The following is a 12,773-nucleotide window of genomic DNA, read 5'->3' as shown; positions in this document are numbered from 1 at the left end:
ATGACAGAGCCACCAATGGCCGATCATTGTTCACTTCCAGGGAGAACTCGCATGACCAGTTTTTTGAAATCCTGCACTGCCCTCGTGGCAACTGCAGTTGTCGCCAGCCAGTCCTTGGCTGCCGATATGATCACCGAAATCGGCCCCGGCGAGGGGCAGGTCAATATCGTGGCCTGGCCCGGCTACATCGAGCGCGGCGAAACCGTCGCCGATTTCGACTGGGTGACCAAGTTCGAACAGGCCACCAGCTGCAAGGTCAACGTCAAGACGGCAAACACCAGCGACGAAATGGTGGCCCTGATGAACGAGGGCGGCTTTGACCTGGTGACCGCATCCGGCGACGCCTCGCTGCGCATGATCGCGGGCAAGCGGGTGCAGCCGGTCAATATCGACCTCATTCCCAGCTGGCCCTCGGTGGATGAGCGCCTGAAGGAAGCCCCCTGGCACTACGTCGGTGGTGTCCACTACGGCACGCCCTACATGTGGGGTCCCAACGTGCTGATGTATTCGACCGAGGCCTTTGCCGAAGCCCCCACCAGCTGGTCGGTTGTCTTCGAGGAAACCACCCTGGCGGATGGCAAGTCCAACCAGGGTCGCGTGCAGGCCTATGACGGGCCGATCCATATCGCCGATGCGGCCAACTACCTGATGTATCACAAGCCCGAACTGGGCATTACCTCGCCCTACGAGCTTAACCAAGAGCAGTATGATGCGGCGCTGGATCTCTTGCGCGTGCAGCGCGGGCTGGTGTCGCGCTACTGGCACGATGCCTTCATCCAGATTGATGACTTCAAGAACGAAGGCATCGTGGCCTCCGGTTCCTGGCCGTTCCAGGTGAACCTCCTGCAGGGGGATGGGGCCAAGGTCGCCTCGACCATTCCGCAGGAAGGCGCAACCGGCTGGGCGGACACCACGATGATGCATGCAGAGGCCGAGAACCCCAACTGTGCCTACATGTGGATGGAGCACACCCTGTCCTCCAACCTGCAGTCCGACCTGTCGGTCTGGTTTGGCGCCAACCCGGCGGTTCCGGCGGCCTGTACCGACGGGCGCGGGATGCAGACTGCGGAAGGTTGCACCAAGAACGGCATGGATGAGTTCGAGCGCATCAAGTTCTGGCAGACCCCGGTCTCCAAATGTGAAAGCCAGGGCACTTGCGTTCCCTACTACCGCTGGGTCTCCGACTACATCGGCGTGATCGGCGGCCGCTAAGACATGACATCGCCTGCCGCCCCGGTGGCGGCAGGCCAACCTACTGGAATTCCCATGACATCAGCTGTTCAATTCACTGGCGTTTCGCGCCATTTCGGATCCGTTCGCGCGGTCGATGCGGTTGACATCGACATTGCCGAGGGCGAGTTCTTTGCCATGCTTGGCCCCTCCGGATCGGGGAAGACGACCTGCCTGCGCCTGATCGCGGGATTTGAGCAGCCGACCGGGGGCGATATCGCGATCTTCGGGCAATCCGCCAAGGGCGTGCCCCCCTACAAGCGCCACGTGAACACGGTGTTTCAGGATTATGCCCTGTTTCCGCATCTCAATGTGCGGGACAATGTGGCCTATGGTCTGATGATCGCGGGCAGGCCCAAGGCCGAACGCCACCGCGCGGCCGAAGAGGCGCTGGAGCTGGTTGCCCTTCCAGGATACGGCACCCGCAAACCATCCGAGCTGTCGGGCGGACAGCGCCAGCGCGTCGCCCTGGCGCGCGCCCTGATCAACCAGCCGAAGGTCCTGTTGCTGGATGAGCCGCTGGGCGCGCTTGACCTCAAGCTGCGCGAGCAGATGCAGGAAGAACTGAAGGCCCTGCAACGCAAGCTGGGGATCACCTTCGTCTTTGTCACCCACGACCAGGGCGAGGCCCTGTCGATGGCGGACCGGGTTGCCGTTTTCAACGAGGGCAAGATCGTGCAGGTCGGCCGTCCCGAGGACATCTACTATCGCCCCGAAGTGCCCTTCGTTGCGGATTTCGTTGGCTCCTCCAATGTTCTGCCGCCCGAGGTGACGGAAAAACTGACCGGCAAGCGCTGCCACGCCGCCCTGCGCCCCGAGGCGTTGCGGATTTCAGAAAGCGGCCATGTCGCAACCGTGCGGGCGACCAGCTTTATCGGCACCGCCACCCGTGTGTCGCTGGTGATGGACGATACCCCGATGGTCGCGCTCATCCCCAAGGGGCAGGAGATCCCGGCGGTGGGCGCGCAGGTCAACCTGTCCTGGCAGGATGAAGATCTGCACCTGATGGAGGCCCGCTCATGAGCGATCTGAGCCTGCATACGGGCCGCAGCGGGCCGCTCACAAGGCTGTCGGACTGGCTGTGGCGCAATCCGCGCATGCTGATCCTGCTGCTGCTGACGCCGCCGGCGCTCTGGCTCGGGATCATCTATCTTGGCTCGCTCTTTGCGCTCTTGGCGCAAAGTTTCTTTTCGATCGACGAGTTCTCGGGTCTGATCGTCTATGAATTCACCCTGAAGACCTATGGCGAGCTGTTCACGCCTGCCAATTTCGACATCATCGTTCGCACGGTGGTGATGGCGGCAGCCGTCACCGTTGCTGCAGCGCTGATCAGCTTTCCCATCGCCTATTACGCCGCGCGCTATGCCAAGGGGAAATGGAAGGCGGTGTTCTACCTGGGCGTCATGCTGCCCCTGTGGTCGAGCTACCTGGTCAAGGTCTATTCCTGGAAGCTGATCCTGGCCAAGGAAGGCATCCTGAACTGGCTGTTCGAGATCCTGCACATGAAATGGCTGCTGGAGGCCTACCTGGCGATCCCCGTGATCGGCGGCAATTCCCTGTCCGTGAGCTGGACCGGCACCTTTCTGGTGTTCCTCTATGTCTGGCTGCCCTTCATGGTGCTGCCGATCCAGGCCTCGCTTGAACGGGTCCCGACCTCGATGCTCGAAGCCTCGGGCGATCTGGGCGCAAACCCCGGCCAGAGCTTTCGCTATGTTCTGTTGCCGCTGGCGCTGCCGGGGGTGATCGCGGGGTCGATCTTCACCTTCTCGCTGACACTGGGCGACTACATCATTCCGCAGATCGTCGGTTCTTCGCGGCGTTTCATCGGCCAGGCGGTCTACTCCTATCAGGGAACCGCCGGGAACATCCCGCTGGCCGCCGCCTTTGCCGTGGTGCCGATCGTCATCATGGGCGTCTACCTCTGGGTCGCCAAACGCAAAGGAGCCTTCGATGCACTCTGATCGCGCTTCGCTGGGTCTCAAGATCGCTGCCGGTGCGGGGCTTGCCTTCATGCACCTGCCCCTGCTGCTGATCTTCATCTATGCCTTCACCACCGAAGACAAATCCTATCAGTGGCCGCCCCCAGGGCTGACGCTGAAGTGGTTCTCGGTCACATGGAGCAGGCCCGACGTCTGGGAGGCTCTGTCTCTGTCGGTCCGTGTCGCGGCGATTTCCACGGCCATCGCGCTGGTCCTGGGTACCCTTTGCGCCGCTGCCGTCAGCCGCACCAAGTTCTTCGGCCGCGAGGCCGTGTCGCTGATGGTGATCCTGCCGATCGCCCTGCCGGGGATCATCACCGGGATCTCGCTGCGCTCGGCCTTCAACCTTGCCGATATCCCGTTCAGCTTCTGGACCATCGTTCTGGGGCACGCGACCTTCTGTGTCGTGGTGGTCTACAACAACGCGGTGGCCCGCTTCCGGCGGACCTCCGGCTCGCTCATCGAGGCTTCGATGGATCTGGGCGCGGACAGCTTCCAGACCTTCCGCCACGTGATCCTGCCGAACATCGCAACGGCGCTTTTGGCGGGCGGGATGCTGGCCTTCGCGCTCAGCTTTGACGAGGTGATCGTCACCACCTTCACCGCCGGGCAGCAGCAGACCCTGCCGATCTGGATGCTCGAGGAACTGGTGCGCCCGCGTCAGCGCCCGGTGACCAATGTGGTCGCAATGGTGGTGGTGCTGGTCACCTTCCTGCCGATCCTCGGCGCCTATTACCTCACCCGCGGCACGGACACCGTCGCCGGACAGGGCAAATAAATACAGGGAGACACATCATGGAAACCAACATGCTGATTGGTGGCGCCTTCGAGGCAGGCACCGAGATCGAAGAAAAGGTACTGAACCCGCGCACCGGTGAGATCATCCTCCAGATGCCCGAAGCCAACGCCGAGCAGATCGAACGCGCCGTGGGTAGCGCCCGCCGGGCCTTTGCGACCTGGTCGCGCACCACGCCCGGTGAACGCTCTGCATTGCTGCTGGCGATTGCCGATGCGGTTGAAAAGAACCTCGAGGAACTGGCCCGGCTTGAATCCCTGAACTGCGGCAAGCCGATCAACGAGGTCCGCAACGAAGAGGTGCCGGGCGTGGCCGACTGTTTCCGCTATTTCGCGGGCGCGGTGCGCAACATGCATGGTCCCACGGCGGGCGAATACCTGGAAGGGCACACCTCGATGATCCGCCGCGACCCGATCGGGGTCGTGGCCTCCATTGCGCCCTGGAACTATCCGCTGATGATGATGGCGTGGAAACTGGCGCCTGCCCTTGCCGGGGGCAACACGGTGGTGATGAAGCCTTCCGAACAGACCCCGCTCACAGCGCTGAAACTGGCCAAGATCATGGCCGACATCCTGCCCGAAGGTGTGGTCAACGTGATCGTCGGGCAGGGTGCCAGCGTCGGCAATGCGCTGATCAATCATCCGGGCGTCGACATGATCTCGATCACCGGGGATATCGCCACCGGTAAGAAGGTCCTTCAGGCTGCGGCGAACACGGTCAAACGCACCCACCTGGAACTGGGCGGCAAGGCACCCGTCATCGTCTATGACGATGCGGACCTGGATCGCGTGGTGGAGGGGCTCCGGGCCTTTGGATATTACAACGCCGGGCAGGATTGTACCGCCGCCTGCCGGATCTATGCCGGCGCCAAGATTTATGATCGCCTGGTGGCGGATCTGTCCAGCGCTGCGGCTTCGATCGCCTATGACAATGCCGATGACACCACCAATGAGATCCCGCCGCTGATCAGCCAGCGACAGTGCGACAGGGTGGCCAGTTTTGTGCACCGTGCCGCCGAGCAGAAACATATGGAGATCACCACCGGCGGCGCCGTGCACGATGGCCCGGGCTTCTACTACAAGCCCACCGTCATCGCGGGTGCCCTGCAAGGCGACGAGATCGTCCAGCGCGAGGTCTTTGGGCCCGTGGTCTCGATCACCCGCTTCGGCGAGGATGATGATGTGATTTCCTGGGCGAATGACAGCCAGTATGGTCTGGCCTCATCGGTCTGGACCGGCGACATCGGCCGCGCCATGGAGACATCCGCACGGCTCCAGTATGGCTGCACCTGGATCAACACCCACTTCATGCTGACCACGGAAATGCCGCATGGCGGGTTGAAACAGTCCGGCTATGGCAAGGACATGTCGATGTATGCGCTCGAAGATTACACGGCGGTGCGTCATATCATGATCGCACACTAAGACACAGTTGGCGCGCTTTGCCGGATGAAGGGCAGGGCGCGCCAGGTGACCCTGTCACAGGTCGCTGAAGCCCGGATGAGACATCTCCAACTGATAGCGAACCGGGTTCTCTCCATCGGGGGCATGGAGCGAAAATGCCGGGGATCTGTTCGTGAAATCGTGCATATGCACCGTCACGCTGTCCTCATCCAATAGCACGACACCATAGGCGGGCGCTTCAAGGGTGCCGGGAATGCGGCTCTGCCCCGGGGTCAGATCCAGCGCCACCTGATGGTTGAGCCCGCGCATGCAGGAAAAGCTGATCCCCCGCCAGTTGCCGAAGATTGCGCGATGGATATGGCCGAAAAACAGGTGCCGGATGCGGTCCTTGTGCGGGGCGATGACATCGTGGAAGGCCCCTGCGTCCAGCATCATGATCCGGTCCATCGACGAGATCCCGACCGGAAATGGCGGGTGATGCATGAACAGAAATACCGGCGCATCAGTGCTTGAAAGCTCTGCCGCCAACCACTCCAGGCGCGCAGCACAGTAGCCACCGGCGTGGGTGCCGGGGCTTTTGGTATCAAGACAAATGGCCCGGCCAAAGGGCGTGTCGAAGGCAAATTGGACAAAGCCGTGCCAATCACGCGGCGCATTCGGAAAGTGATCCGCAAAGGCCTGCGTGTCATCGTGGTTGCCGACCATCAGGTGCAAGGGCATCGTCAACTGGCTGATTTCAGAACGAAAACTCGAATAGGCGTCGGCGTCGCCCCAATGGGTCATGTCGCCGGTCAGGACAACAAAGGCGGCATCGCCGTGTTCGCGGTTGATGCTGTCCACCGCCAGGGCCAGCCGCCGGGCCGGGTCTGTCCCAAAAAGCGTCCTGCCCCCGCCGATCACATGGGTGTCGGTCAGATGGATGAATTTCATTCTGCCGCCTCGGTCGGTTTGGCCCAGTCTTCCCAACCCGTTCCTGCGGTCATCACCGGCCCGTCCCAGGCAAAGGGGATCTGGTGGATCGTCGTGTCCTGCCCATCGATCAGAACCACGCAATAGGCCGGGGCCATCGGCGCGCCTTGCAGCAATTCGGTTTCATTGAGATCCGGGATCGACTGGTTGCCGGTCGAGGGCACGCTGGCGAATTGCACCCCGGCAAAACATCCGTGGATGGGCGCATGGACATGGCCAAAATGGATGTAGTCGATCCGTGCGGCATGGGCTTCGATCAAGGCCTTGAAAGGGGGGCGATCCTCGGGCACCAGAGCGATCCTGTCTTCGGCGGGCAGGCCCACGGGCATCGGGTTGTGATGCAGGAAGATCCGCGCGCGGGTGCAGCCCTCCAGTTCGCCTTGCAGCCAGTCGCGACGCGCAGCGCAGAAATGGCCTGCATGGGTGCGCTCTTTGACGCTGTCGAGATAGATAAACCGCACGCCATCGATGGTTTCGCCATGATTGATATAGCCATTGCCATCCACGGGGTGATCCGGGAAGACGGTGCGAAAGGCCGCGCGGTTGTCGTGATTGCCGATCATCAGCCGCACCGGAATGGGCAGATCGCGGATGGAAGTCTTCAGCGCCTCATAGGCGGCGGGTTCTCCTCAATGGGCCAGATCGCCAGTGATCACGATACGGGCGGCATCGGGATGGTTGGTGACCACGTCCTTCAAGGCTTGCGAGAACCGCATATGGGGATCGAGCCCGCCCATCTCCTCTCCGGGGATGGTCAGGTGAATGTCGGAAATATGGATGATTTTCATGTATCTATCTGCCCGAAAAAAGGAACGGCCGCGCAAGGTCCCTCGCGCGGCCGAAAGTTGGAATTAGCCGTTGGGCAGAAGGTCGGCGACTTCCTCGACCAGTTCCTGCTGCAACTCCTTCATGTCGGTGGCGTCGCCGGTGACGATGCGCTCGATCCCGTCATAGATCACCTGGGTGATCGCCAGACCGTTGTCGCCCGGGTAAGCGAGCCAGTCGCGCAGCAACGGCAGCTGGTCCACGGCGGTCTGCTTGTTGGGGTTCTGCTGGTAGAAATCGGCCAGGATCACCTCGTTTGCGGCCTTGTTCGGCGGCATGTAGCCGGTGGTCTTCGCGACTTCGGCAGCACCTTCACCCGAGGTGATGAACTTGAGCCAGGTCCAGGCGGCCTCCTGCACCTTGGGATCATCCGAGGTGGAGGTCAGCAGCGCCGCGTTACCGCCCGCGGGCAGGCCTTTCGGGGTTTCCCCCATGCCGGGGAAGGGGCCGGTCACCAGTTCGAAATCGCCCTGGCTGCGCTCGACCGCGCCCAGTGCCGAGGTGGACCAGAACATCATGCCGATCTCACCGGCCGAGAAGGAGGAGAGAGCCGATTTCCACTCCAGGTTCTGCATGTCGCATTTGGTGAAGATCTCCTGCATCTGCTCCATGGCAGCCAGGGCTTCGGGGCTGTCCAGGGTCACATGGCCGTTTTCGACGATGGCCTTGTCCTGGCTCCACATCAGGGCCTGCATGAACCAGTTGCCGGTGATGTTCCAACCCCAGAAGATCGGGTTGTCGATGCCGTTGGCCTTCATGGTTTCACAGGCGCCGATCACCTCATCCCAGGTGGTGGGCAGCTCTTCGATGCCGCCGGCCTTCAGGATATCCATGTTGTAATAGCCCACCGGCAGCGAGACGGAGAAGGGCAGACCGTGCACATCGCCGCCAAAGGTCGAGAGGCTCAGCATGGCGTCGTGGTAGCCGTCCTTGGCGAAATCGGCTTCCTTGGCGATGAAGGGTTCCAGCGACTTGGCGATGCCCTTTTCCACCAGGATCTGCTGGCGGTTCAAACCCTGCATGGTCACATCGGGCAGGTTGCCGGAGACGGCTTCGCGCAGGATGGTGTTGGTGCCGTCCTCATAGCTTTCGTAAGTTGCGCGGAATTTCACGTCGATGTTCGGATGCGCTGCCTTGAAGGCGGGCATCATCGCCTCATAGGTCACGTCAAACAGGTGGCTATAGGGGTAGGCGAATTCGATGGTCACGGTGTCTTCGGCGAACACGGCGGTGGCGGACAGCGCCAGAGCCATTGCGGGAACAGTCAGTTTCATGGTTTAGATCCTTTTACTTGCCGGTCTTGGAGCAGTTGGTTTGCAGACTTGATGCTCCGGGGTTTGTCCCTGTTGGGACATCGGGAGTGGGGCCGCCCTGAAGGCGGGCGGTCCCGGTTCATTTCATGCCACTGAGGGTGATCCCCTCGATGAAGCGTTTCTGTGCGATAAGGAAGGCGACGATCAGCGGCGTGACGATCACGGTGGCCGTGGCCATCATCGGCCCAAAGAAGGATCCGTCGCCGTCGCCCTTGAATTCACGCAAGCCCAGGGGCGGCGTGAACAGGTCGCGATTGCCGGTCACCACGATGCGCGGCCAGAAGTAATCGTTCCAATGGGCCACGATGGAGAAGATCGCGAAAGCCAGCAGGGCGGGAATGGCCGTGGGCAGCATCACCCGCCAGACGATGGCGAATTCCCCCATCCCGTCCATGCGCGCCGCATCGATCAGATCATCCGGTACCGTCATGAAGAACTGGCGCATCAGGAAGATGCCGAAAACGCTGATCGTCCAAGGCACCACGAGGGCGGCATAGGTATTGGTCAGCCCCAGCTTGGCCAGCATGATATATAGCGGCAGCGCAATGGCGTGGACCGGGATCAACAGGCAGAACAGCACCAGCCCAAAGACCGCCTCGCGCCCCCAGAATTTCAGCTTGGCCAGTGCATAGGCAGCAGGCAGGGCTACCACCACCTGGATCAGGAAGATCGAGGCGGTGACGATCACCCCGTTCATAAGGTAGCGCAGCAATGGCGCCTCGGTGAAGGCCTTGGTGTAGTTGAACACCACGGGCCGCATGGAGCACTCGGCCGTGGCCTCGGCCAGAAGGGCATCCCGGATCTGGCTGTCGCTTTGCCCCGGAAACCGATCTGCGGCGGCGGCAATGTCGTCGCGGTTCGGATCGCGCAGCTTGACGCAGCGCTCATCCACCATCAGCTCTTGCCGCCCGAAAAAGCCCCCTTCGCCGCGGTCGATCTCTCCCGGCGATTTGAAGGAGTAGCTGACCATCATGTAAAAGGGCGCAATGACGACGATCACGCCAAGGATCAGGATCAGATGTTTCCACCAGTCGCGGGTCATTTGTAGTGCACCTTTCGCTCTACCAGCCAGCGCTGGATCAGGGTGAGGAACATGACGAAGACGAGAAACAGCATGGTGATGGCCGAGCCGATGCCGATAAGGTTTTGCTGCACGCCCTTCTCGAAGATGGCGAACATCATCACATAGGTGGATTTATTCGGCCCGCCGCCCTGGGGCCAGAAGGCTTCGATGGTGTCAAAGACCTGGAAGGCGCGGATGCAGCTGATGGTGACGACAAAGACCGTGGTCGGCCCCAGCGCGGGCCATGTGACCAGGCGGAAACGCTCCCAGGCGGATTTTGCGCCATCCATTTCGGCTGCGTGATAGAGCTCGCGGTGAACCCCTGTGAGGCCGGCAAGATACAGCACCATGTTGAAGCCGAACCCCTGCCAGATTCCGATGAAGCAGATCACCCAGATTGCGTATCTCTTGTCGCCCAGCCAGACCGGGAAGCGGTCCGCGCAGCTCTCGGCCATGAAGGGCCAGAGTGCCTCCAGGAAGGTGCCGCAGCCCATCGCCAGCGTCTGGTTGATCATCCCGATCGAAGGATGCAGCATGAACTCCCAGGCAATGGCCATGGCCAGCAGCGTTGCCATCACAGGCAGGAAATAGATCGTCTTGTAGATCTCGCGGAAGCGGCCCAGCGAATTGATCAGCAGTGCCGCGCCGAGGCCAAGCCCGACCGAGATCGGAACCACGGTGACAACATAGGTCAGAGTGGCAACGAACATCTTTTCATAGGTCGAACGGGTGAACAGTTTTTCGTAGTTCCTGGCGCCGACCCAATCAAAGCCACTGTTGCCCAGCGAATAGTTGGTCAGGGACAGCAGCCCGGCAATCAGCACCGGCGCCAGAAGGATCACCACCATCAGGATCAGGGCAGGCGCGGTCAAAGCCCAGGCCGCGCGGCGTTCCTTGCTGGCGTGATCCGTAACCGGTCTTTGCGCCCGGTCTGCGAGAGTGGTCTCGATGGCGGTCATGTCAGGCCACCTCGGAGGCGGCGGCATTCAGCTGCCGCAGCCCGCGCAGTCGCGCGCCATCGGCATCAAACACCAGCGCTTTGCCTGTGTTGAAATTCAGGGCAACCGAGGTCCCAAGGGCAAGGGCAGCGCGTTGATCCGGCGTGGCGCGCAGGGTGACGCGATCTTGGCTGGCGGTCAGGGCCACCTGAACGAAGACCTCCGAACCCAGGTTCTCCGTGTGCACCACCTGGCCATGAAGCGGCGCATCCTCGCCGCCCAATCTCAGCGCCTCGGGACGCAGGCCAAGGGAGGCAACACCGCGCGCAGCCTTCGGGATTACGATGTCCAGGGGGCGATCCATCAGGTTCAGACGGCCGCCCTCGGAGATCTCGAGCGGCAGGATGTTGATCTTGGGGGAGCCGATGAACTCGGCCACCTCGATATGATCGGGATCCTCATAGACCACTTCGGGGGCAGCACATTGCAGGATGCGCCCGCCCATCATCACGGCGATCCGGTCGGACATGGTCATCGCCTCGACCTGATCGTGGGTCACGTAGATGAAGGTGGCCTGAAGCCTGCGATGCAGCTGGGCAATCTCGGCCCGGGTCTGCACCCGCAGCTTGGCATCAAGGTTTGATAGTGGCTCATCCAGTAGGAAGGCGGCAGGTTCCCGCACCAAGGCGCGCCCAAGGGCAACGCGCTGACGCTGCCCGCCCGAAAGCTGCCCGGGCTTGCGATCCAGCAGGTGTCCGATCTCCAGCATCCGGGCGGCGTGATCGACGTCCCGCCCGATGTCCTGCGCCATGGCGCGGGCACCCGGCATGACGCGGCCAATCAGGGGAAGCCGCTGCATCCCGCTCATGCGGCGCATCTTCAGCGGCACGGCGATGTTCTCGCCGACGCTCAGATGCGGATAGAGCGCGTAGGATTGAAACACCATCGACAGGTTGCGGTCCGCGGCCCGTTGACCCGCCACCGATTGGCCCGCGATGCTGATCTCGCCCGCGCTTTGCTCTTCCAGCCCGGCGATGATCCGCAATAAAGTGGACTTGCCGCAGCCCGATGGGCCCACCAGCGAGACGAATTCACCATCGGCAATGTCCAGCGACACCCCCTTGAGCACTTCGGTATCCCCAAAGCGTTTGGTCACTTGATCGATGCTCAACCCGGCCATCTGATTCCTCCATCTGACGGCAATGGTGTACGCAGGGCAGCTCTCACTAATGTGACGTCATATTAGTGAGACTAATGACCGCTATGGCTGCCCCTGAACGAAGGAGCCGCCATGCCTGCCAGTCACCATCAGTTCGTTGCCTTTGCCTATGTGGTCCGCGAGGGGAGTTTCTCGGCCGCAGCCCTAAGGCTGGGGGTGACGCAGTCGGCGGTGACGCAGCATGTGGCAAAGCTGGAAAAACAGGTCGGATCGCAATTGCTGCTGCGCAGCCGCGACGGCCTCGCCCTGACCCGCACAGGCCAGGATTTCTACGACCTTGCCGACCGGCTGGTGGCGCTGGACACCGAAATCAACGAGCGGCTTGAGGGGTTCGAGGCCATGGCGCGTGGTCACATCAAGATCATCGCCAACGCGCCGATGCCTGCGCTGAGGGCGATCAGCCTGTTCCGGCAGAGCTACCCGGATGTAGAGATCGAATTCGCGCTCTATTCCTGGACCACGGCAACGCGGCTGTTGCGGGAACGGCGGGCGGATGTCGGGGTGATCACGGATCCGCCAAAGGCAGACGATTGGGATCGGGTGTCGGTGCAAAAGGCCTGCTATGTTGCCTATGTCCTGCCGTCCTCGCCGCTTGCCAATCGGGAGGTTCTGCATTTCAGGGATCTGGCGCAGGAAACCATCATCCTGCCGGAAAGCGGTTCGCTGACCGAGCGTGTCGTGCGCGAGGCTCTGGTCAGGCACGGGGTACAGTTTCAACGCAGCATCAAGATGACCACCTTCCCGCTGATGTGCGAGGCCGTGTTGCAGGGTGCAGGCATCGCCATCTTTCTTGGCAACAGCGGGTTGATTTCCCGCGGTCTGGTTGAAGTGCCAATCGCGGAACTCTCTGAGGCGCATGAAACGGCGGTCGTCGCACCCAAGGACCGGGCGCGTCTGCGGCTGGTCAGGGCCTTCATCGACATCGCGTCCTATTCGGACTTTAGATAGCCACCGGGATCAGAATGGGCAGCGCCTCGCGGTTCTGCACTCTGCCATGCGGGCGGCAGCCAGAGCCGTGTTTTCGGCCATCGCTGACAC

At 61.8% G+C, this 12,773-nt stretch carries 13 protein-coding genes; 6 read left to right on the top strand and 7 right to left on the bottom strand.

Going from position 1 to position 12,773, the window contains the following annotated elements; all coding sequences use genetic code 11:
* The first annotated feature begins 51 nt into the window (after positions 1-51).
* From PXK07_RS05115 to PXK07_RS05095, 5 genes are read left to right on the top strand one after another with little or no spacing between them, the layout of a single operon-like run.
* The gene (locus tag PXK07_RS05115) at positions 52-1,212 is read left to right on the top strand and encodes an ABC transporter substrate-binding protein (protein ID WP_274847123.1); all 1,161 of its coding nucleotides are present in this window, start codon (positions 52-54) and stop codon (positions 1,210-1,212) included.
* A gap of 54 nt (positions 1,213-1,266) precedes the next feature.
* The gene (locus PXK07_RS05110; RefSeq protein WP_274847122.1) at positions 1,267-2,253 is read left to right on the top strand and encodes an ABC transporter ATP-binding protein; all 987 of its coding nucleotides are present in this window, start codon (positions 1,267-1,269) and stop codon (positions 2,251-2,253) included.
* Positions 2,250-3,191 (top strand): ABC transporter permease, encoded by a 942-nt coding sequence (locus PXK07_RS05105; protein WP_274847121.1) that lies wholly within the window; start codon positions 2,250-2,252, stop codon positions 3,189-3,191. Before PXK07_RS05110 ends, PXK07_RS05105 begins: the two co-directional genes overlap by 4 nt.
* Positions 3,181-3,987, top strand: coding sequence for an ABC transporter permease (locus PXK07_RS05100; protein WP_274837367.1), 807 nt, complete (start codon positions 3,181-3,183; stop codon positions 3,985-3,987). Before PXK07_RS05105 ends, PXK07_RS05100 begins: the two co-directional genes overlap by 11 nt.
* A gap of 17 nt (positions 3,988-4,004) precedes the next feature.
* A complete protein-coding gene (locus tag PXK07_RS05095; protein ID WP_274847120.1) occupies positions 4,005-5,429 on the top strand; it encodes a gamma-aminobutyraldehyde dehydrogenase in 1,425 nt (474 codons plus the stop codon).
* 54 nt (positions 5,430-5,483) lie between these two features.
* Here PXK07_RS05095 and PXK07_RS05090 read toward each other — a convergent pair whose 3' ends face one another.
* The 7 genes from PXK07_RS05090 to PXK07_RS05060 form a co-directional block, all read right to left on the bottom strand.
* On the bottom strand, positions 5,484-6,338 hold the full coding sequence (locus tag PXK07_RS05090; protein ID WP_274847119.1) for a phosphodiesterase: 855 nt from the start codon (positions 6,336-6,338) through the stop codon (positions 5,484-5,486).
* Entirely contained in the window at positions 6,335-6,961 is a 627-nt protein-coding gene (locus tag PXK07_RS05085; protein WP_274847320.1) for a metallophosphoesterase, read from the bottom strand. The genes PXK07_RS05090 and PXK07_RS05085 overlap by 4 nt, the downstream gene beginning before the upstream one ends.
* A gap of 45 nt (positions 6,962-7,006) precedes the next feature.
* Complete coding sequence (locus PXK07_RS05080) at positions 7,007-7,165, bottom strand: hypothetical protein (RefSeq protein WP_274847118.1); 159 nt, start codon at positions 7,163-7,165, stop codon at positions 7,007-7,009.
* Between the two features lie 63 nt (positions 7,166-7,228).
* Positions 7,229-8,476 (bottom strand): ABC transporter substrate-binding protein, encoded by a 1,248-nt coding sequence (locus PXK07_RS05075; RefSeq protein WP_274847117.1) that lies wholly within the window; start codon positions 8,474-8,476, stop codon positions 7,229-7,231.
* A gap of 118 nt (positions 8,477-8,594) precedes the next feature.
* Entirely contained in the window at positions 8,595-9,557 is a 963-nt protein-coding gene (locus tag PXK07_RS05070) for a carbohydrate ABC transporter permease (RefSeq protein WP_274847116.1), read from the bottom strand.
* Positions 9,554-10,537, bottom strand: coding sequence for a carbohydrate ABC transporter permease (locus PXK07_RS05065; protein WP_274847115.1), 984 nt, complete (start codon positions 10,535-10,537; stop codon positions 9,554-9,556). The genes PXK07_RS05070 and PXK07_RS05065 overlap by 4 nt, the downstream gene beginning before the upstream one ends.
* 1 nt (position 10,538) lies before the next feature.
* The gene (locus PXK07_RS05060) at positions 10,539-11,696 is read right to left on the bottom strand and encodes an ABC transporter ATP-binding protein (RefSeq protein ID WP_274847114.1); all 1,158 of its coding nucleotides are present in this window, start codon (positions 11,694-11,696) and stop codon (positions 10,539-10,541) included.
* A 111-nt stretch (positions 11,697-11,807) separates the two neighbouring features.
* On the opposite strand from PXK07_RS05060, the gene PXK07_RS05055 reads away from it, so the two are divergent.
* Positions 11,808-12,683, top strand: a complete 876-nt coding sequence (locus tag PXK07_RS05055) for a LysR family transcriptional regulator (RefSeq protein ID WP_274847113.1) — start codon at positions 11,808-11,810, stop codon at positions 12,681-12,683.
* Positions 12,684-12,773: the final 90 nt, after the last annotated feature.

Origin of the sequence: Phaeobacter sp. QD34_24 (assembly GCF_028890115.1) — a bacterium.
Taxonomy (GTDB): Bacteria; Pseudomonadota; Alphaproteobacteria; order Rhodobacterales; family Rhodobacteraceae; genus Phycobacter.
This window is presented reverse-complemented; position numbering and strand designations above follow the sequence as displayed.